The sequence below is a fragment of the Hymenobacter agri genome, assembly GCF_054778495.1.
In genome coordinates this window covers 1-19,538 of record NZ_BAAGZM010000021.1, presented here as the reverse complement: position 1 = coordinate 19,538, position 19,538 = coordinate 1, and the positions used below count along the sequence as shown (strand labels likewise).

Annotated in this window: 24 protein-coding genes; 14 read left to right on the top strand and 10 right to left on the bottom strand. The window is 59.6% G+C overall.

Annotation, left to right across the window (positions count from 1 at the left end; all coding sequences use genetic code 11):
- The 9 genes from ACYVDE_RS02645 to rplS all read left to right on the top strand — a co-directional run.
- The coding region (locus ACYVDE_RS02645) for a putative LPS assembly protein LptD (protein ID WP_460499930.1) at window positions 1-2,727 on the top strand (2,727 nt) is incomplete at its 5' end.
- Between the two features lie 144 nt (window positions 2,728-2,871).
- Window positions 2,872-3,072, top strand: coding sequence for a hypothetical protein (locus ACYVDE_RS02640; RefSeq protein WP_460499929.1), 201 nt, complete (start codon window positions 2,872-2,874; stop codon window positions 3,070-3,072).
- A gap of 154 nt (window positions 3,073-3,226) precedes the next feature.
- A complete protein-coding gene (panB, locus tag ACYVDE_RS02635; RefSeq protein ID WP_460499928.1) occupies window positions 3,227-4,042 on the top strand; it encodes a 3-methyl-2-oxobutanoate hydroxymethyltransferase in 816 nt (271 codons plus the stop codon).
- Window positions 4,043-4,292: 250 nt separating this feature from the next.
- The gene (locus ACYVDE_RS02630; protein WP_460499927.1) at window positions 4,293-5,003 is read left to right on the top strand and encodes an RluA family pseudouridine synthase; all 711 of its coding nucleotides are present in this window, start codon (window positions 4,293-4,295) and stop codon (window positions 5,001-5,003) included.
- 257 nt (window positions 5,004-5,260) lie between these two features.
- On the top strand, window positions 5,261-6,049 hold the full coding sequence (locus ACYVDE_RS02625) for an acyl-CoA desaturase (RefSeq protein WP_460499926.1): 789 nt from the start codon (window positions 5,261-5,263) through the stop codon (window positions 6,047-6,049).
- Between the two features lie 159 nt (window positions 6,050-6,208).
- Window positions 6,209-6,754 (top strand): 30S ribosomal protein S16, encoded by a 546-nt coding sequence (locus ACYVDE_RS02620; RefSeq protein WP_460499925.1) that lies wholly within the window; start codon window positions 6,209-6,211, stop codon window positions 6,752-6,754.
- 93 nt (window positions 6,755-6,847) lie between these two features.
- On the top strand, window positions 6,848-7,414 hold the full coding sequence (gene rimM, locus ACYVDE_RS02615; protein ID WP_460499924.1) for a ribosome maturation factor RimM: 567 nt from the start codon (window positions 6,848-6,850) through the stop codon (window positions 7,412-7,414).
- Between the two features lie 98 nt (window positions 7,415-7,512).
- Window positions 7,513-8,187 (top strand): tRNA (guanine(37)-N(1))-methyltransferase, encoded by a 675-nt coding sequence (gene trmD / locus ACYVDE_RS02610; protein ID WP_460499923.1) that lies wholly within the window; start codon window positions 7,513-7,515, stop codon window positions 8,185-8,187.
- A gap of 171 nt (window positions 8,188-8,358) precedes the next feature.
- Window positions 8,359-8,736 carry a 50S ribosomal protein L19 gene (rplS, locus tag ACYVDE_RS02605; RefSeq protein ID WP_460499922.1) on the top strand — a complete coding sequence of 126 codons (378 nt, stop codon included), beginning with the start codon at window positions 8,359-8,361 and terminating at the stop codon, window positions 8,734-8,736.
- Between the two features lie 98 nt (window positions 8,737-8,834).
- Here the strand turns inward: rplS and ACYVDE_RS02600 are convergent, their stop codons facing one another.
- Together ACYVDE_RS02600 and ACYVDE_RS02595 are read right to left on the bottom strand one after the other, a co-directional pair.
- Window positions 8,835-9,242: a hypothetical protein gene (locus ACYVDE_RS02600; protein WP_460499921.1), complete on the bottom strand. Its 408-nt coding sequence runs from the start codon at window positions 9,240-9,242 to the stop codon at window positions 8,835-8,837.
- 156 nt (window positions 9,243-9,398) lie between these two features.
- Window positions 9,399-10,070 carry a hypothetical protein gene (locus ACYVDE_RS02595; protein ID WP_460499920.1) on the bottom strand — a complete coding sequence of 224 codons (672 nt, stop codon included), beginning with the start codon at window positions 10,068-10,070 and terminating at the stop codon, window positions 9,399-9,401.
- A gap of 298 nt (window positions 10,071-10,368) precedes the next feature.
- Here ACYVDE_RS02595 and ACYVDE_RS02590 point away from each other — a divergent pair, with 298 nt between their 5' ends.
- The 5 genes from ACYVDE_RS02590 to ACYVDE_RS02570 all read left to right on the top strand — a co-directional run bounded on the left by ACYVDE_RS02590 (window position 10,369) and on the right by ACYVDE_RS02570 (window position 13,720).
- A complete protein-coding gene (locus tag ACYVDE_RS02590) occupies window positions 10,369-10,776 on the top strand; it encodes a 6-pyruvoyl trahydropterin synthase family protein (RefSeq protein ID WP_460499931.1) in 408 nt (135 codons plus the stop codon).
- On the top strand, window positions 10,769-11,428 hold the full coding sequence (gene folE / locus ACYVDE_RS02585; RefSeq protein WP_460499919.1) for a GTP cyclohydrolase I: 660 nt from the start codon (window positions 10,769-10,771) through the stop codon (window positions 11,426-11,428). The genes ACYVDE_RS02590 and folE overlap by 8 nt, the downstream gene beginning before the upstream one ends.
- A gap of 104 nt (window positions 11,429-11,532) precedes the next feature.
- Window positions 11,533-12,447: a TIGR01777 family oxidoreductase gene (locus tag ACYVDE_RS02580; protein ID WP_460499918.1), complete on the top strand. Its 915-nt coding sequence runs from the start codon at window positions 11,533-11,535 to the stop codon at window positions 12,445-12,447.
- A gap of 88 nt (window positions 12,448-12,535) precedes the next feature.
- Complete coding sequence (locus tag ACYVDE_RS02575; protein ID WP_460499917.1) at window positions 12,536-13,261, top strand: DUF2625 domain-containing protein; 726 nt, start codon at window positions 12,536-12,538, stop codon at window positions 13,259-13,261.
- A 69-nt stretch (window positions 13,262-13,330) separates the two neighbouring features.
- Window positions 13,331-13,720, top strand: a complete 390-nt coding sequence (locus tag ACYVDE_RS02570; protein ID WP_460499916.1) for a DUF7674 family protein — start codon at window positions 13,331-13,333, stop codon at window positions 13,718-13,720.
- Window positions 13,721-13,732: 12 nt separating this feature from the next.
- Here ACYVDE_RS02570 and ACYVDE_RS02565 read toward each other — a convergent pair whose 3' ends face one another.
- The 8 genes from ACYVDE_RS02565 to ACYVDE_RS02530 form a co-directional block, all read right to left on the bottom strand.
- Window positions 13,733-16,135 carry a transglycosylase domain-containing protein gene (locus ACYVDE_RS02565; RefSeq protein WP_460499915.1) on the bottom strand — a complete coding sequence of 801 codons (2,403 nt, stop codon included), beginning with the start codon at window positions 16,133-16,135 and terminating at the stop codon, window positions 13,733-13,735.
- 219 nt (window positions 16,136-16,354) lie between these two features.
- Window positions 16,355-16,813, bottom strand: coding sequence for a hypothetical protein (locus ACYVDE_RS02560; RefSeq protein WP_460499914.1), 459 nt, complete (start codon window positions 16,811-16,813; stop codon window positions 16,355-16,357).
- A 53-nt stretch (window positions 16,814-16,866) separates the two neighbouring features.
- The gene (locus tag ACYVDE_RS02555; RefSeq protein ID WP_460499913.1) at window positions 16,867-17,259 is read right to left on the bottom strand and encodes a hypothetical protein; all 393 of its coding nucleotides are present in this window, start codon (window positions 17,257-17,259) and stop codon (window positions 16,867-16,869) included.
- A 277-nt stretch (window positions 17,260-17,536) separates the two neighbouring features.
- On the bottom strand, window positions 17,537-17,887 hold the full coding sequence (locus ACYVDE_RS02550; RefSeq protein WP_460499912.1) for a hypothetical protein: 351 nt from the start codon (window positions 17,885-17,887) through the stop codon (window positions 17,537-17,539).
- Window positions 17,868-18,398 (bottom strand): hypothetical protein, encoded by a 531-nt coding sequence (locus ACYVDE_RS02545; RefSeq protein ID WP_460499911.1) that lies wholly within the window; start codon window positions 18,396-18,398, stop codon window positions 17,868-17,870. Before ACYVDE_RS02545 ends, ACYVDE_RS02550 begins: the two co-directional genes overlap by 20 nt.
- Before the next feature lie 63 nt (window positions 18,399-18,461).
- Entirely contained in the window at window positions 18,462-18,683 is a 222-nt protein-coding gene (locus ACYVDE_RS02540) for a hypothetical protein (protein ID WP_460499910.1), read from the bottom strand.
- A 17-nt stretch (window positions 18,684-18,700) separates the two neighbouring features.
- On the bottom strand, window positions 18,701-19,027 hold the full coding sequence (locus ACYVDE_RS02535; RefSeq protein ID WP_460499909.1) for a hypothetical protein: 327 nt from the start codon (window positions 19,025-19,027) through the stop codon (window positions 18,701-18,703).
- 81 nt (window positions 19,028-19,108) lie between these two features.
- Window positions 19,109-19,538 (bottom strand): hypothetical protein (locus tag ACYVDE_RS02530; protein WP_460499908.1); only part of this gene is annotated, 430 nt, incomplete at its 5' end.

Here is a 19,538-nt window from a genome sequence, read left to right as displayed (position 1 = left end):
CTGCCCGGTGGCGGTACTGCCGGGCTGCCGGCCGACACGACCCGCCGCGCCGATTCGCTCCAGGTAGCCGCCCGCCCCAAAGGCCAGGTGGCCACCACCATCAAGTACACGGCCAAGGACTCGATGCAGTTCGACGTGACGCAGAAAGTAGCCCGCCTGTACAATAAGGCCAGCGTGAACTACGGCGAAACCGACCTGAAGGCGGCCCTCATTACGGTGAACTACGGGCAGAACACCATGGAGGCCGAGGGCCGCATGGACACGGTGAAGAACCGGCTGGTAGACCGCCCCGTGCTCAAAGACGGCGCGGGCCTGTACACGGCCAGCAACATTGCCTACAACTTCAAGAGCAAAAAGGCCCGTGTGACGGATGCCGTCACCACGCAGGGCGATGGCTTTGTAAGTGCCGCCACCATCAAGCGCCTGCCCAACGGCGACATCAACGGCCTGAGCGGGCGCTACACTACCTGCAACCTGGAACACCCGCACTTCTACATTCAGGCCAAGAAGATGAAGGTTATTCCGGGGGAGAAAGTGGTAACGGGACCGTTCAATCTCGTGATTGGCGACGTGCCCACCCCGTTGGGCTTTTTGTTCGGCTTTTTCCCGATGCCCAACAAAAGCCGCGGCTCGGGTATCCTGATTCCGACCTTCGGGCAGGCGGCCGACCGCGGCTACTACCTCACCAACGGCGGCTACTACTTCGCGCCCAACGACTACATCGGCGTGCGCCTGACGGGCGACATCTACGCCGGCAACGCGCAGAAATTTGGTGGCTTCGGGGCCACGGCCGACGTGTCGTACCTGAAGCGCTACACCTTTCAGGGCAATTTCAACCTGCGCTTCTCGAATCGGCCCACCAATCCCATCGTGCTGCCCTCCGACGGCACGGCCAACGTAGGCCAGACCTACATTCAGCCCCCGGCCAGCAACTCGTTCTGGATTAGCTGGAACCACTCGCCCGTGCCCAAGCCCGGCGGCGGGCGCTTCACGGCCAGCGTGAACGCGGGTACCAGCAGCTTCAACCGTGTGAACAGCCTCGATGCCCGCCGCTACCTGGCCACGCAGTACAGCTCCAGCATCGGCTACTCGAAGCAGCTGCGCTATCTGCCCATCAACTACGACATCAAGATGAGCCAGGCGCAGGGCACCGACGGCACCATGACCTTCACGCTGCCCGACATCAGCGTGGGCGTGGCGCGGCAGTACCCCTACCAGTGGCTGGGCATCAAGCCCGGCGCGGGCGGCAAGCTGGGGGCCATGTTCTATGAGCAGTTCACCATCAGCTACAACCTCACGGCCCGCAACGAGTTCAGCAACACCGTGCAGCCGCGCACGCTGAGCAATGGCTTCCCGCTGCTGGGCGGCGGGGCCGAAGCGGCGCGTATTCCGTTTCGCTTCAACAACCTAGGCCGGCTGTTTGCCAATGGGCGCAACGGCATCCAGCACCAGTTTGGCATTGGGCTGGGCTCGTACTCGCTGGGGCCGCACTTCAAGTTCAACCCCACGGTGAGCTACAGCGAAGTGTGGTACGGCCAGAAGCTGAAATACGAGTATGTGGAAAAGGCTCAGGCCGTGCGCATCGATACCATTCGCGGCTTCAACCGCATTGGGGCCTACTCGCTGGGCGCCAGCCTCAACACCACCATCTACGGCACGGTGGTGCGGCGCGGCACCCACAAAATTCAGGCCCTGCGCCACAAGATGACGCCCAGCGCCAACTATAGCTACTCGCCCAATGCCTACGCCAACAGCAATGTGTACCAGTCGGGCTACGCCGTTTTTGGCGATTACCTGCAAACCCTCAGCCCCGCCAACCGCCAGCTGCTGACCGATGCCGTGCTCTACGGCCCCAGCACATTCAACAGCTACAACGGCTTCATCTACGGCACGCCCGGCAGTGCCCGCGTGAGCGCCGTTTCCTTCAACCTGCAAAACAACGTGGAGCTGAAGGTGCGCGACAGCCAGGACAGCACCGGCACCAACCCTTTCCGCAAGGTGAGCTTGATTGACGGGCTCGACTTCAACATGGGCTACAACTTTGCCGCCACCGAGCGCAAGCTGTCGAACCTGAACGTGCAGTTCCGCACCCAGATTGCCAAGAAGCTGAACCTGAACAGCGGCGCCAGCTTCTCGCCCTACCAGCGCAACAGCCAAGGCATCGAAATTGACCAATACCTGTTTCAGGCCCGCAATGGCAAGCTGCTGCGCCTCTCGTCGGCTACGCTCGGGGCTACGTACGCCTTCAACCCGTCTACCGGCAAGAAAAAAAGCGTGGTGCGCCGCGCCGTGGCGCCCAGCAACGACCCCACGCTCGGCACCGTGGGCCCGCCCAATTTTTACGCCGACTACGTCGACTTCGACATTCCGTGGGAGTTGAACCTGACCTACGCCGCCGGCTACACCACCAATACCATTCCCCTCACCACCGCTTACATCCAGCAGAATCAGCGGCCACCCATCCTGGCCCTTAATACCGTGGGGGTAACGGGCTCGGTCAAGCTCACGCCCAACCTGCGCCTGAGCTACAACCTGGGCTACGACATTACCAACCAAACCGTTACCTACCCCAACATCACCTTCTTCCGCGACCTGCACTGCTGGCAGATTAACGGCACCTGGATTCCTTTCGGCGTCACCAAGGGCTATAATTTTACCATCGCCGCCAAAAGCAGCCTGCTGCAGGACCTCAAGCTGAACCGTAACCGGTACGCCCAGTACCAATAGCTCCGGCGCGGGGCCCTAGCAGCCTGCAGCTATTAGCCGACGATATGGTGCCATTGGCTGGGCAAAATAAAACGTTGGGATAAATAGCCCTCTGAAACAGCTGGATAGCAGCTTATTTGGGGTTTTTATTACCATCTCACTGCCATGAATCCAACTGACCTGCGGGCGCTGCTCACGGACGAACCCGTGAGTAGAACCACCTTTTTCACCCAGCTCCTGACCGTCCCGTCGGCCTCCTCCCATTCTCTGTCCGACGACGAGCTTGCCCCCGACAGCCTCGCCGCGGCCGACTCCGTGGTGCCCGCCGCGGCCGAGCCGCCGGCTACCACGGGTTTTCCGGCGTAGGAAATAACCCGGCTCTGCATGACTTTCCGATGGCCCCTGCGTTACAGCCAGGGGCTTTTTGCTGCCCGCGCCATGCACGCTAACGAAATTGTTGCCAGCTTTGCCCCGCCAACCGGCAACTCATTTCGTTTTCTCGCCTCGCGCGCCCATTTCCATGTCCCAGCATAAGGAAGTCAAACTCGTTACCACCCACCAGATGCTCGCCATGAAGGAGCGGGGGGAAAAAATATCCATGCTCACGGCCTACGACTACTCGATGGCCAAGATTCTCGACGGTGCGGGCGTCGACGTGCTTCTCGTGGGCGACTCGGCCTCGAACGTGATGGCTGGCCACGAAACCACCCTCCCCATCACCCTCGACCAGATGATATACCACGCCCAGGGCGTGGTGCGCGCCGTAAAACGGGCCTTCGTGGTAGTTGACCTGCCCTTCGGCTCTTACCAGGGCAACTCCTCCGAGGCGCTGCGTTCGGCCATTCGCATCATGAAGGAGTCGGGCGGCCACGGCATCAAGCTCGAAGGCGGCGCCGAGATTAAGGACAGCATCATCCGCATTCTCACGGCCGGCATTCCGGTGATGGGCCACCTGGGCCTCACGCCGCAGTCCATCTACAAATTCGGCACCTACACCGTGCGCGCCAAGGAAGAAGCCGAAGCCCAGAAACTGCTCGAAGACGCCCGCCTGCTGCAGGAAATCGGTTGCTTCGCGCTGGTGCTGGAGAAGATTCCGGCCGCCTTGGCCAAGCAGGTGGCCGAGGAGCTCACCATTCCGGTCATCGGCATCGGCGCCGGCCCCGACGTGGACGGCCAGGTACTCGTGGTGCACGACATGCTGGGCCTCACCAAGGAATTCAAGCCCCGCTTTCTGCGCCGCTACGCCGAGCTGCACGACGTGATGACCGAAGCCGTGCAGCACTACGTGGCCGACGTGAAAAGCCGCGAGTTCCCGAGCAAGGAGGAAGGGTATTAATTCCATCTTGTCATCCTGAGCGCAGTGAAGGACCTTATCACGTTCGAGCAGTTCCGCTAGCGTGGTGAGGTCCTTCACTGCGTTCAGGATGACAGCCGCTATCCCGTACACTCCCGCCCAGCTTCGTATCTTCGCCGCATAATCAGCAAGAGCAGAGCGCCGGATGAGTGTGGTCTGATGACGTGCGGTAGTGCCCCCAAGGGGCCCCGGCCCGCTCCTGCGAGTAATCATTTCCGCCTGTTTCCGCCGCGTGAATCGTCCCAACCTCTGGTCCGAAGGCAGAGAAATTCTGTTCGAAGACAACCATTTGCTCGTTATTAACAAGCCTGCCGGCATTCTGGTGCAGGGCGACGCTACCGGCGACGAGCCCCTCTCCAAGAAAGCCGCCGAGTACCTGCGCTTCAAGTACAAGAAGCCCGGCGAAGCCTTCGTGGGCGTGTGCCACCGCATCGACCGGCCGGTGTCGGGCATTGTCATTCTGGCCAAAACCAGTAAGGCCCTGAGCCGGCTGAACGAGATGTTCCGCGACGACAAGATTCACAAAACCTACTGGGCCCTCACCGGCCGGCCACCCGTGCCCGAAACCGGCACGCTGGTGCACTGGCTGGTGAAGGACACCGTGCGCAACGTCACCAAGGCCTACCCCGACAAGCACAGCCAGGGCCTGCGCTCTGAGCTGCGCTACGAGCTGCTGGGCCCGGCCGGCAACCGCTACCTGCTCCAGATTAACCCCGTCACGGGCCGCCCCCACCAGATTCGAACCCAGCTGGCTACCGGCCTCGGCACCCCCATCGTGGGCGACGTGAAGTACGGCTTCATCGCCCCGCTGCCCGATGTGAGCATTGCCCTGCACGCCCGCCAGCTGCAGCTGCAGCACCCCGTCACGAAAGAGCTAATAACCTTCGTGGCGCCTTTGCCCGATGCCCCGCATTGGGACGCCGCGCGGGAGTTCTACAAGTAGGCCGCAACTTTTAATAACTATTTGTCATCCTGAACGCAGTGAAGGACCTTATCACGCGCTGAGCGAATCAGCTGTGATAAGGTCCTTCACTGCGTTCAGGATGACAGGTTGCCACCGACCGGCCATACGTGCAAGATTTTGGCCTTTCGGACCTGGAAAATCCGCTACCCTCCCGCTGGCCGTAATTTTGCCCCTGTCCCACTGAACCTAAGCGCGGGTATTTTGCTTGTGCCCTCAGTTCAGCTTTTGCACCCTTTATGGCTATTCTGATTTTCTTCGTTGCCCACTATTATCTGTCGCTGTTCACCCAGACGTTCTACCTGCACCGTTATGCGGCGCACAAGATGTTTACGATGAACAAGTTTTGGGAGAAAGCCTTCTTCCTGTTCACCTACATCTGCCAGGGCAGCAGCTTCCTCTCGCCCCGGGCCTACGCGCTGCTGCACCGCATGCACCACGCCTACTCCGATACCGAACTCGACCCGCACTCGCCCCATTTCTCGAACAATGCGTTCGACATGATGTGGAAAACCAAGAATATCTACAACGATGTGCTGAACCACAACCACGAGCTGGCCACGCGTTTCGAGGGTGACATTCCGGAATGGAAACTCATCGAAAACCTCGGCGACAAGTGGTACTCGCGCTTGGCCTGGGGCACGGCCTATGTGTTGTTCTACATCAACTTCGCCACGGCCTGGTGGCAGTACCTGCTGCTGCCCATCCACTTCCTGATGGGTCCCATCCACGGCGCCATCGTGAACTGGGGCGGCCACAAGTACGGCTACCAGAACTTCGACAACAACGACAAATCGATGAACACGCTGGCGCTCGATTTTCTGGCCTTCGGCGAGCTATTCCAGAACAACCACCACAAATTACCCATGCGCGTCAACTTCGGCGTGAAATGGTGGGAGTTTGACCCCACCTACGTCGCCATCTGGGGCCTCGACAAAGTGGGCATCATCAAGGTGAAACGCAAAAACATGAACCTGAATACCATGTCGAAGCTGGCCAAGCCCAAGCGCGAGGCCGTAGCGGCATAGCCGTTCACCTTTCGAATTGCGAGAAGCCCCGGCCCAACGCCGGGGCTTTTTTTATATCCAATTAGTAGCTAATACCCTGAACAAACGCTACCTTTGCACTCCCAATTTTGGGAAACCCTCACCCGATGCACGAGATGCATCACACAACCCCACCGGTTTATGGCAGTTAAAATCCGCCTCGCCCGTCGTGGCCGCAAGAAGGCTTCGACTTACGACATCGTAGTAGCTGATTCCCGTTCGCCCCGCGACGGTCGTTTCATCGAGAAGCTCGGCACCTACAACCCCCACACCAACCCTGCCACCATCAACTACGACGCCGACCGCGCGTTCTACTGGATGATGACCGGTGCTCAGCCCACCGACACGGTGCGCGCCATGCTCAGCTACCGCGGCGTGCTCTACCGTCGTCACCTGCAGCTGGGTGTCGACAAAGGTGCCATCAGCCAAGAAGTTGCTGACCAGCGTTTCGACGCCTGGAAACAGGAGAAAGACGCTAAAATTGAAAGCAAGCGTACCGGCTTGGACGACGCTAAAGCCGACGCTCGCAAAGCTGCTCTCGCCGCCGAAACCAAAGTGAAGGAAACCCGCGCCGAAAACCTGCGTCAGAAGCAGGCTGCTCTGCTCGCCGCCAATGCCCCCGCTCCGGCCGCCGAAGAGGCTACCGAAGCTCCGGCTGCCGAGGCTACCGAAGCTGCCGCTGAGTAGTTTTTAGGTATCTGAAAACCGAAAGCGTTTGGGAGTTGTAAGCCGGTTCGGCTGGCAACTCCCAAACGCTTTTTCGTTCCCCCCTCCCCTGCCATGACCCTCGACGAAACCTATCAGCTCGGCTACATCCTCAAAACCCACGGCCTGCGCGGCCACGTAGCCGCCCACTTCGACGTGGACGATGTGGCCGACTACCTCAAACTCAAAACCGTGTACCTCACGCTGCCCGCCGCCCCTACCAAGCTGGTGGAGCACAAGGTGGAAAAAGTGCAGCCGCAGTCCGGCAACAAGGTGCTGCTCAAGTTGCGCGGCATCGAGCGCATCGAAGAAGCCGAGCCGTTGCGTGGCGCGCAGCTGCACCTGCCCCTGGCCGCCCTGCCGGAGCTGGCAGACGACCAGTTCTACTTTCACGACGTTATCGGCTTCACCGTAGTCGACGCTAATCTGGGCGTGCTGGGCACGGTGGAGAACTTCTACGAGCTGCCCCAGCAGGACATGCTGGCCATGCGCTACCAGGGCCAGGAAGTGCTTATTCCGGTAGTAGACGAGCTGGTGAGCCATGCCAATCAGGAAAAGCAGGAAATCTACGTGAACCTGCCCGAAGGTCTGCTCGACGTGTACCTGAAACCCAGCAACCGCCAGCAGGACGAAGCCGAATAAAAACTGGTTTTTAGCTGTCAGCCAGTAGCTTTTAGCTCTCAATGTACTTTCTGAGAGCAAGCTAACGGCTATAAGCTATTGGCTAACAGCTCAAAGAAATGAGAATAGACATCCTCACCTGCCTGCCGGAGCTACTAGTCAGCCCCTTTGCCCATTCCATTGTGAAGCGGGCGCAGGACAAGGGCCTGGCTGAAATCCACGTGCACCAACTGCGCGACAAGGCCATCAACAAGCACGGCCAGATTGACGACTTCGTATTTGGCGGCGGCGCGGGCATGGTGTTGCGCGTCGAGCCCATTGCCGCGTGGATGGACGAGTTGATGGCCCAGCGAACCTACGACGCCGTCATCTACCTCACACCCGACGGCGAGACCCTGCGCCAGCCGCTGGCCAACCGCCTCTCGCTGCTGCAGAACGTGCTGATGCTCTGCGGACATTACAAGGGCATCGATGAGCGCATCCGCCAGACCTACATCACCCACGAAATCAGCGTGGGCGACTACGTGCTGAGCGGTGGCGAGCTCGGGGCGGCCATCTTGGTCGATACCGTGGTGCGGCTGTTGCCTGGGGTGCTGGGCAACGAAGAATCAGCCCTGTCTGACTCGTTTCAGGACGACTTGCTGGCGCCTCCTATCTATACCCGGCCCGCTGAATGGCGCGGGCAGGCCGTGCCGGAAATTTTACTTTCAGGCAATACGCCCAAAATTGAAGAGTGGCGGCACGAACAGGCCCTGGCCCGTACGCAGGCCCGCCGCCCCGATTTGCTGCCCTAAGCCACCGGTTTCGACCACCACGGCAGTTGAATGAACAGCAAATCAAGGAACAAGCTGGTGGATGTTCTACAAATCGCTTGCTATCGTGCGCGCAAAGCACTATCTTTGCGCTCCGTTTCGATAAAATACTAATTCCCGACGGCGGCGCCGTCTTTCGCATTTTTCTCAGCCATGAGCGTACTACTTGACTTTATCCAGGCCGAATCGCAGGAGCGCCGCGCCAGCTTTCCCGACTTTGCCGCCGGCGACACCATTAACGTGCACGTGAAAATTCGCGAGGGCAATAAGGAGCGCATTCAGCAGTTCCAGGGCGTGGTGCTGCAGCGCCGCAACCCCAGCTCGAACGGCGAAACCTTCACCGTACGCAAGATTTCGAACCAAATCGGCACCGAGCGTATTTTCCCCCTGCTGTCGCCCAACATCGAGAAAATCGAAGTGGTGCGTCGCGGTAAAGTGCGTCGTGCCCGTCTGTTCTACCTGCGCGGTCTGTCGGGCAAGCAGGCTCGTATCAAAGAGCGTCGCCTGAACGTAGCCAAGGCTACCGCCTAAGCACTCCCGCAGCCGTTGGCTGCAATAAAAACAAAAAGCCGGTCCCATGCGTGGGACCGGCTTTTTTAGGTTTGTGCAAGCAAACCAGCCTGCGCTGTTTAGCTGTGCGAAGAAAAATCCTGCGGGAGCTTGCCATCAACAGCCACGTCGCTGCCCTGCAGTTGCTTGGCTACCGCCGACAGCACCTCGCCGAGCTTGGTCATGCGGGTGGCGGTGTTCACGTTATCGGCAAAATTGGCAGCTTGCGCGGTGCCCGTGCCCAAGCGAGCCAGTAGCGGGGCAATTACGCTGGCATCGAGCGTGCCGCTACCAAAATGCGCTTTCAAGGCCTGTAAATCAACTATTAGCTCGTGTAATGCGGGGTTATTAGCCGCTTTCAGGTCTTCAATCCAACGCTGAAGCTGGTTGTCGAGGCCGGCCCGCTCGGCGGTGGCAGTGAGGTCACCGGTGAGCAGGTGAATAGCGCTGTCGAGGTGCACTTGGTGCTGCGAATCTTTCTTTTCCATGAGAGGCTTACGTAGATGATAAGAGTGGCCGACCGCAATTGCGGTCTGATACCACGAACGTAAGCCGGCAGTAATAGTTGAGCACCCCACCAAAAGAACGGGCCCCGCCAGAGATTGGCGGGGCCCGTTCTTTTGGGCCGGCAAAAGGCCGGTGGGCTATTCTATCTTGTTGCGGCGCTCTTTCACCGATTCCAGCGCAATGCGCATGTTCACAATATCGGTGCGGGCGGCTTCCTGCTCTTTCAGGTTAGCATCAACAAGGTTGTTGAGTTGCTGCAGCTCGGCGGCGTTGGCAGCCAGCATCTGCTGGATTTCAAGCTTGCGGGCCTTATTTTTCTCAATGTCTTTCTTGATGGATTCTTGCTTGGCAATAACGGCCGAGTGGGCGTTTTGCGAGTTCACCAACGACTTTTCAGCTTCGGTAATCTGCGAAGCCAGGTCTTCGAGATACATCATGCGGGCAAAATCCTTGAGGTATTTCTCGGCCGATTTCCATTGTACCGGCGTGGCATCTTTTCCCAGGTACGCATTGCCGAGGTCGATGCTCCACCATATGGTAGTACCCGTCGGGGTAGCATCAACCTTGCTGATAACGCGAATGGGGTTAGGTGCAATTTCTTCGATAACCACACCGTCCAGTGTCAACACCCCTTTGTTGTTCTTCAGCTTGCTGCCAAACTTGTCGCTCAACTGCTTAATCCAGGAAGCTTCGACCCGACGGCTATCGAGCTGCACACTCACCTGCTGGCCTTTCCGAGGAATGCTATTGATAGACTTATCGGCTTCATCTACAGGCGATTTCTGTGCATAACTGCTTAATGCTGCCACGCATACAAGAAGTAGAATGAGTAAACTACGTTTCATGGGAATAGTAACTAAAGAAAGCTTTAAAGAAGAGAAAGGGTGCTAATCGATTTGGCGAGCCCCGTTGCCCGGCTTTTCAAATTTAGGACCTTTATTCGATGCAAATTCGGGTACCAGCCTATTTTTTTCCATTTCCACAATTTTTATTCATTTTGTCACACTAAAAATTCACTTGATTCAATTTTTACTACATATTTATCATATTCTTCATTAACCCATGCTGCCGCTAAACAAAGGCTGTTCTACCGGGTTACGCAGGCCTATGCAAGTAACTGTTTGCCGCACCGAGCACTTCAATGCTGCCCACCGTTTGTACAATCCCGCCTGGAGCGACGAGCGCAACCAGCAGGTCTTTGGTAAATGCAATAATCCCAATTACCACGGCCACAACTACAACCTGACGGTACGCCTGACCGGGCCCATCGACCCGGAAACCGGTTACGTGTATGACTTGAAACGGCTGAGCGACTTGCTTAAAGCAGAAGTGCTGAACCGCTACGACCACCGCAACCTGAACCTGGACACAGAAGAATTCCGCAACCTGAACCCCACGGCCGAAAATATTGCTGTGGTTATCTGGCAGCGCCTGCGGCCGCATCTGGCAGCTGAGCTGGCTTTATCGGTCACGCTCTACGAGACGGACCGTAACTTTGTCGAATATCATGGATAACGCTTCCGGGCAACGCCCGGCCCCCGACTCGCAGCTGGCCGCCAGCCTGCGCACGCCCCTCCGCCCCGACGCGTTCGAGCGGAGTGAGGAAGAAAAGATTACGGCCATAACGGGCCACTTCGAGGCCATTATGCGCGAGCTGGGCCTCGACCTGACCGACGACAGCCTAGCCGGCACACCGCGCCGCGTGGCGAAGATGTATGTGCAGGAGTGGTTTAAGGGCCTCGACCCCAAACACCGGCCCGAGGTGCGGCTGTTTGAGAACCGCTACGACTACCACCAGTTGCTGGTGGAGCGCGACATTACGCTGTTTTCGTGCTGCGAGCACCACTTCGTGCCAATCATTGGCAAGGCCCACGTGGCCTATCTGCCGGCGGCCAATGTGGTGGGGCTGAGCAAGCTGAACCGCGTGGTGCAATACTACGCCCGCCGCCCGCAGGTGCAGGAGCGCCTCACCCGCCAGATTTCGGAAGAATTGAAGCAAAGCCTGGGCACCGACGACGTGGCTGTGCTCATTGAAGCCGACCACCTATGCGTGATGAGCCGCGGCGTGAACGACACGAGCAGCAGCACCCTCACCAGCGAGTACAGCGGCCGCTTTGCGTCGGATGAGTCGCTACGGCGGGAGTTTCTGCGGCAAATCGGCAAGTAGTTGTCAGCTGCTCGTTGTCCGTTGTCAGGATGTTCTGAGAAATATGCTTGACCTTGGGCAACCAAATTCTGACAACGGACAACCAACAACTGACAACGACTTACATGAAAGTTCTCATCACTGGCGGTACGGGCATGATTGGCACGCGGCTGGCCGAAATGCTGATTGACAGCGGCTACGAAGTGGCCCTGCTGAGCCGCGAGCCGGCCAAGAGCAGCCATTTCCGCAGCTTCCGGTGGGACGTGCAGGCCGGCACGATTGACGAGGCAGCCGTGCCGTATGCCGACTACATTGTGAGTTTGGCCGGGGCCAGCGTGGCCGATGGCAAGTGGACCGACGAGCGCAAGAAAGAGATTATGACCAGCCGCCTCGGCGGACTGGCGCTGCTGACGCGCGAGCTGGCCAAACCCGGCCACCATGTGCGGGCCGTGATTTCGGCCTCAGCGGTGGGGATTTATGGTGACGCGGGCGACCGGCTGCTGACCGAGGAAACGCCGCCGGCACTGCCCACGCACGACTTTCTGGCCGATGTATCGCACCAGTGGGAGCTGGCGGCTGCGCCCATCGCGGCGCTGGGCATCCGGACGGTGATTCCGCGCATTGGGGTGGTGCTGAGCACGCAGGGTGGCGCGCTGCCCCAGATTGCCAAGCCGGTGAAGCTGGGCGCGGGCGCGGCGCTGGGCAGCGGCAAGCAGTACATGTCCTGGATTCACCTCGACGACCTCTGCCGGCTGTTCATCACCATGCTGGAAGACGAGAGTTGGCGCGGCACCTACAACGCGGTGGCCCCCTACCCTGCCACTAACCAGGCCTTCACCGAGGTGCTGGCCGACGTGCTGCACCGGCCGCTGCTGCTGCCCAAGGTGCCGGCCTTCGGCCTGAAGCTGGCGATGGGCGAGATGAGCGAGGTGGTGCTGGCCTCGCAGAACGTGAGCGCGGCTAAGGTGCTGGCGCAGGGCTTCCGGTTCGAGTATCCGGAGCTGCGCGGGGCACTGCAGGCGCTATACGCGGGGGAGTAGAACGGACTCGACGCGCAGTCAACGCCTCCGGAAACCGTTCCGATGGGTCCGGAGAGGCATCCGATGAAGCTGATGAGTAGCTTTGCTTATGCGCATTGCCTGCCTCCTCATCGTGCTTCTGTCTAATGCGGCTTGCCTGTGCGCCCAACCTATGCAAACACGTCCGTTGACCGAACTTATCAACCATCAGGACCCGGCTTGGCCGTTAGTGCAAGGCTGGATTGCTGCTGCTAAAAACAAGGTTCAGGTACTGCCAAAGACTGCGGGCCGCGCTGATAGCGCTTTACTCGCCGCGCAGGTAACGACCCGCTCATCAATGGGTGCGGTGGTGTATGAGACGGGCGGCATCCTCGTGGATGGCGGCTGGCTTCGCATCCTGGGTTCTGGCTCCCCCACGCTCAACCGGGATTTGATGGGCTGGAACAAGGACAAGCAAAAAGGTCTTCTGCTGGTTGCTGATGATGCTTTGGGCGGCTTTTTTGCACTCAATGGAGGCGCTTTCGACCAAGCGACACTTGGCAAGATTTATTATCTAGCACCCGACAATTTAGAGTGGGAACCGCTGGATATGGGCTACTCTGATTTTCTGGTTTTCTGCTTCTCCGGCAACTTAAATCAGTTTTACGATGGACTGCGTTGGAAGGACTGGCAAGCCGACGTTGCGAAACTCAATGGCAATCAAGCCTTTTTTTGCATGCCTCTTCTATTCACTAAAGAAGGCAAAGACCTGAGCAAAGTCAGCCGAAAGCCTGTGCCCATTTCGGAGCTATGGGGCATTCATAACGACTTCCGAAATCAGCTAGGCATTCATTGACGCCTGCCCCTAACGCCGTGCGCTAAAGCTGGCGTGCAGCTTTGCCGCTACTCTTCGTAACTTGGTGGTATGGGCTCCCAAGTAAATTTCATCATCGTCCAGCCTCAGCTATCGCGAGAGGCATTTCTGCAGTCCCTAGCGGAATCATTTCCGGAAATTGCGGAGGAAGTGCTCGATGAAGATTATGCCGGGCTGATTCACTTGCAGGTAGGTGCAATGGCCCGATACGGCAATCGGCTCATCCAAACCGGACGGTTCGATGAGCTACAAAAGCTGTTCGACTTCTTTCATCACACCGTAACGAAAGTGGATAGTAATACCGAAAATGCCCTTTACGTTTCCTTTCTGGAGCACATCGACATGGCTGGCGAATCGGAGAAAGCGAAACAGGCCCGTAGCATTTTGCCCGCCGGATACCTGTCTACTTGGCAGGCTCTGTGGGAGGGTCGTTACGAGTAGTCTACTGCTACATTAGCGCCCGCCCTTGATGCTGTCGGGCACGGCGCCGCCGTTGTTCATCTGCTCTAGGAGGTTGTCGGCGGCGATGGTATCGACGGCTTCGGCGCGGCGGCGGCGGGGCTCCGATTCGGAGACGCAGGTGTACTTCTTGCTTATTTTGACGGAGGGCTTGGGGAAGTGGCCGTAGGTGTAGCCGAGGTCGGTGTCCTTGTACACTTTCTCCATGAATTTGCCGAAGATGGGCAGCGCGGTGCGGCCGCCTTCGCCCTGCTGCGAGCCCACGAAGTGGATGCTGCGGTCTTCGCCGCCCACCCACACGCCGGTCATCAGGTCTTTGGTCATGCCCATGTACCAGCCGTCGGAGTAGTTGCTGGTGGTGCCGGTTTTACCGCCAATCTGGTTGTCGTTGTGCCAGAGGTCGTAGTCCCACAGGGCCTGGGAGGTGCCGCCGGGCTCTTCCATGCCGCCGCGCAGCATGTAGGTCATCAGCCAGGCGGTTTCGGGCGAGATGGCGCGTTTTTGGGCGGGGTCGAACTGCTTGATGACGTTGCCGTTGCGGTCTTCGATGCGCGTCACGAGCCGGGGCTCGGAGCGGAAGCCGGTGTTCATGAAGGTGCTGTAGGCGTCCACCATTTCGTACACGCTCACGTCGCCGCCCGAGCCCAGGCCGATGCTGGGCACGGCGAGCAGCGGCGAGGTGATGCCGACTTTGTGGGCGTATTTGGCCACGTTATCCCAGCCCACTTTTTCGGTGAGTTGGGCCGTCACGGAGTTCACCGAGCGGGCCATGGCGTGGCGCAGCGTCATGTTGATGCCCGTGTACTCGCGGGTCACGTTGTCGGGCTGCCACTCCATGGGCTGGCCGTTTTCGGTGTATTTGATGGTGACGCGCTGGTCGCGGATGCGGTCGCAGGGCGTGTAGCCGTTGTCGAGGGCCGTGAGGTAGACGAAAGGCTTGAACGTGGAGCCGGCCTGGCGCTTGCCTTGGCGCACGTGGTCGTACTGGAAAAAGCGGTAGTCGAGCCCGCCCACCCAGGCCTTCACGTGGCCGGTGAAGGGGTCCATGCACATCATGCCTGACTGTAGAAAGTGCTTGTAGTAAGCCAGCGAATCGAGCGGCGACATCACGAGCGTGGTGTCGTTGTCGTCGTGCTTCCAGGTGAAGACTTTCATCGGCCGCTTGGCGTTCAGGGCCGAATCGAGGCGCTGGGGCTGGTTTTTGTAGCGGTTGGCGAGGGTTTTGTAGCTCTCGGTGCGCTTCATCTGCGTCAGGATGAAGTCGGGGATTTCGTGGCCTTCGTCGTCGACCCAGGGGTTGGAGCCGCGGTTGCGCCAAAAGTTGTCGAACTGGCGCTGCAGGGCCTTCATACGCTCGTGCAGGGCCTCTTCGGCGTGGGCCTGCATGCGCGAGTCGATGGAGAGGTAGATTTTGAGGCCGTCGCGGTACATGTCGTGGCCGGTGCTGTCGCACCAGGCATCCACAAACTGGCTCACCGCGCCGCGGAAGTAGGTATCGGGCCCGTCTATGTGCTTCTCGACGTGGTAATCGAGTTCCACGGGTGTGGCTTTGAGGCGCTCAATCTCGGCCTTGGGCAGCACACCGGCCTGGCCCATGCGGTCGAGCACCACGTTGCGGCGGCGCTTGGCGGCGGCCGGGTGGAACTTGGGGTTGTAGGCCGTGGGGTTGTTGAGCACGCCCACGAGCATGGCGGCCTGCTCGGGCCGGAGGCTGTCGGGCGAGGTGTTGAAGAAGGTTTTGGCCGCCACTTTGATGCCGAAGGCGCTGGAGCCGTACTCCACCGTATTCAGGTACATGCGCAGGATTTCCTCCTTGGTGTAGCGCTGCTCCAGGTCGACGGCCGTGAGCCACTCCTTGGTTTTGGCCACGATGGTGCTCACCACCGGAATGTAGCCCAAAGCGCCGCGGCTTTGCTGGCGGCGAATTTTGTAGAGGTTTTTGGCCAGTTGCTGGGTGATAGTGGAGCCCCCACGCTTCTCGCCGCGCAAAGAAGCGAACACGCCGCCGAGCACGGCTTCCAAATCGATGCCCGAATGCTTGTAGAAGCGCACGTCTTCGGTCGCAATGAGGGCCTTGATGAGCACGGGCGACATCTGATTCAGCGCCACCGGCGAGCGGTTTTCGCGGAAGTATTTGCCGATGAGCACGCCGTCGGAGGTGTACACTTCGGAGGCCTGCTCGACTTTGGGGTTTTCGAGGTCGGACAAGCTGGGCGACTTACCGAACAGAAACAGGAAGTTGGTGCTCACCAGAAACGGGTACACCAGAAACAGAATCACCACCAGCCCGAACCCGACCCAGGCCCAGCTGGCCAGCCGCACGGGCCAGCGCCCGCCGGACTTGATTTTCTTAGGGCCAGAGGAAGAAGCGGAATTCGGCGTTTTGAGGTCGGCCATACGAGGCAGCAAGTGGGGAGCGGGGCAATTGCCCCACCGCGAAGAACGACAAATATACCAGTCGCCCCGCCCTTGCGGGAAAAATTAGGGGGCCGCACAGGTTATAAGGCGGAGTACCGCGAAATTTCATTTCGCCACGAGCGGAGCGAGTTCCGGGAGTGGCCCGCGGGTTTATTCGCGGCGCGAATCGCGAAATAAAATTTCGCGCTACTCCGCCTATTAGCGCCGCTGGCGAGCCGAAAGGATGGCCTGGTGGTACACGTTGCGGCGGGCACGGGCCCGGTTGCGCTGCCAGCGCCAAGCCAGTTCACCCAGAGCCAACAGAATGATAACGAGGCCCAAGAAGTAGCTCCAGTGCAGCATGCGAATCTGGCCGCGGGTAGGCGAATCGAGTTCCTGAAACAGAAACCAGCCCCAGAGCTCATCAATCAGCGTAAAGCCCCAAATAATGGCAGCGAAGATGCGGCCGGCCCGGCCCAGCGCCAGGTGCCAGTGCAGCAGGTAGAGCACCACGCCCGGCAGCGCCGACAGCAGCACCAGCGGCGACTCTTTCACGAGCGGCAGACCCAGGAAAATGATGCTAAGCGTTTCCTTCAGCACCTGCGCGCCGGCCAGAAAACGGCCCAGCCGCGACAGTTTGGGAATAACGGAAGGTGGGTGCAGATGCGAAACAGGCATGGGCGCAAACCCGGACGAATAAACCCGGACGGCGCTAATATACTGATTCGTCGCTAGTAGCGGCGGGCCATGAGGCGGGCCGCCTGGCAGCGCCAGGTGAGGACGACAATGAGCAGCCCTTTCACCGAATCGAGCAGCAGGTTATCGGGCTTACCGAAGGCGTAGTAAATGCCGATGCCAATGGCTATCCACCAGAATCCCAGCAGGTAGCACCAAGTAGCAAAGCCCGGCCGCTTGCGCTGCACCTGCGCCAGCGCCACCACCACTACCAGCGACACAAACAGCAGCAGCCAGCCCAGTACATAGGCCAGAAACGCATTGGCCGGGCCGTAGGCGACGCCAAACTGCTTCAGGGTGAAGGCCGGGGCGAAGAAAGCACCGCCCGTCAGGGCCAGCTCGAGCAGCAAGGCGATGAAAAGCACGAGCAACAGCAGCGTACGGGGCATAACGACGAGAGCTTGCGAGAAGACGTGAACGGCAATTCCCGGCGTGGGACGCTTAACGGGCCGCCAAGCTAATCAATAAACTTGAATTAGTGCTTATTCAGTTTCTTCGGCATAAGCTACTCCGTAAGGCATACTTGCTGATAACAGGCCTTTTAGCGCCATCTGGCAAGACCGCATTTGCGACCCCTTGCCTTTGCAGGAGTCAATTTTTGACCGGCATAATACTCCGAAAACTAGTTTACAGGCGTTAGCCAGAATGAGGAGCACGCAGTCTTACTCAGGCCAAAAGTGCCAGCACAAACAGACCGGCTAATGCTACCAGCGTTGCCAGTACGATTGCACTGGTCTTGATTACCGCCACCAGCACGCGGCTCAGCAGCAGCAGCCACCAGGGGCCCGTGATGGCCGCCAGCCAGCGCAGCAACGTGCTGACCAGCTGCCAGGAAATCCATAGTCCCCCAACCGGCAGTACCGCCAGGCTCCAGTCGCCCACGGCCAGGTAGCTGGGCCAGACTTCGGCCCGAAACCCGTAGCTGAGCAGCGCCAGCAGCGTCCCACCGCCCGTCAGCCACAGCGAACGCGGCAGTTCGGGCGCGGGTGGCAGGTGCTCACGCCAGCGCACAAGCATTGGCGACAGGCAGGCCAATTTGCTGGCGCAGGACGGCGGTGGGCCGGGCGGCGTAGGTGGCCAGCGACCAGCCCACAATGGACTGCGTGCGCTGACCGCGACGGTAGTGCTGGCGCAGCGTGGGCCAGATTTCGGGCGTGAGCACGGCCAGCAGCAGAAACCCCACGCAGGTGATGGACCAGTCGCCGTTGCCGAGCATGAAAGCTTTGAGCTTCAATTCGTCCTCCGGCGTCATGGCATAGCCCAGCAGCACGTGTTTCAGGTCATGGTTCTCGTAGTGCGGAATGAGCTGTAAATCATTAGCCCGCAGAATATCGACCACGCCCCGGCCCAGCGTGCCGGCGGGCAGACTTTGCAGGTAATCGAGCGATACGCGGGCATCGGCTGGGCCATAGAGGCGCTTGAAAATCGGAATCAGGAACGAGGTGCGGGCGTGCACGATAATCTGGCGGGCAAGCACCTGAAAGCCGTTCAGCGGCTTGGGGGCGTGGGTATGGAGGGCAGTGGACATCAGCGAAATGGGATTGGTGAAATTGAAAATCTGAAGCTTGGAGCGAAGCCGGACCCGCCACTGCTACTCCCGCGACCACAGCAGCATAAGCTGCGTGAAGGCCAGCAGCAGCAGCCCCAGCAGCACGGCCGTAGCGGGCAGCACGCCGCGAATGAGGCGGCGCCAGCGCACGTCGGGCGAGGGCGCGCGCTCCTGCCAGGTGAGCAACAGGCCCAAGGCGGCCACATCGCCGATGCAAAACAGGACGCCGAGGAAAGTGAGGGCGAATTGGGGGAGCGTGTTCATGGGGCGAGCGGATGCGCTTAGTGAGTGTTCAGGTCGATATTGATGAGATTCAGCCACAGCCAGGCCAGGTACAGCAGGCTAACCAGCTGACCTAAAAAGAGCAGCAGTAGTAACGGCTTGGCTTCGGCGCGCTCGTTGGGGCAATGCCGGGCGGCGCGCAGCCGGCCCAAGCCAATCCCGATGGTGGGCCACAGCAAAACCTGCGCAAGCAGCGCGGCAAAGCCCAGGATGATTACCCCGCCGGCCGCGGCCAGCAGCCCGCCGAGGGCGGTTCCGGCCAGCCAAATCCGGCTGCTGTCGCTCCAGTGACGCAGGTCGGAAGCGGCGTCGGTATTCTTGCTCATTGGTTTGTAGTAGCTGTTGAGTTAGACACTTGGATTCGGCGCAGGTCTGTCAGCGGGCGAGGCCGCGAATCCGATGGTGAATCAGTTCCAGGTTCTGCCTTCATCGGTGATGCTGAGCAAGCAGCCGAGCACGACGAAAACGGCGAAAACCAGCCACGCCCATTTCAGCAGGTGTGCTATCGTGCACCAACCCAGTGCCGCTTGGCCGAGTCCCGGCGACTCGTATTTTTCGCTGGCGTAGGCAGCATGAAAGCCGGACAATGCCGCCTGGGTGAACACGAAGTAGCCGCCTACGACCACCAGCGTGGCCAGCACGGTCAGGTTGCGCCCCGCATGGCCTTCCTGCGTCATCGAAACGGCCCCGAGGCCGGGCGCGAAGGCTAGCGTCTGCACCACAGCGTAGTGCCAGAATAGCCACAGGCCGCCCACGCACAGCATTGCGCTGGCCACGCTGCGGGCCAGCCAGCGCCCCAGGGCCGAGGGCGGGTCCGTGTGAATGAGCTTATTCATG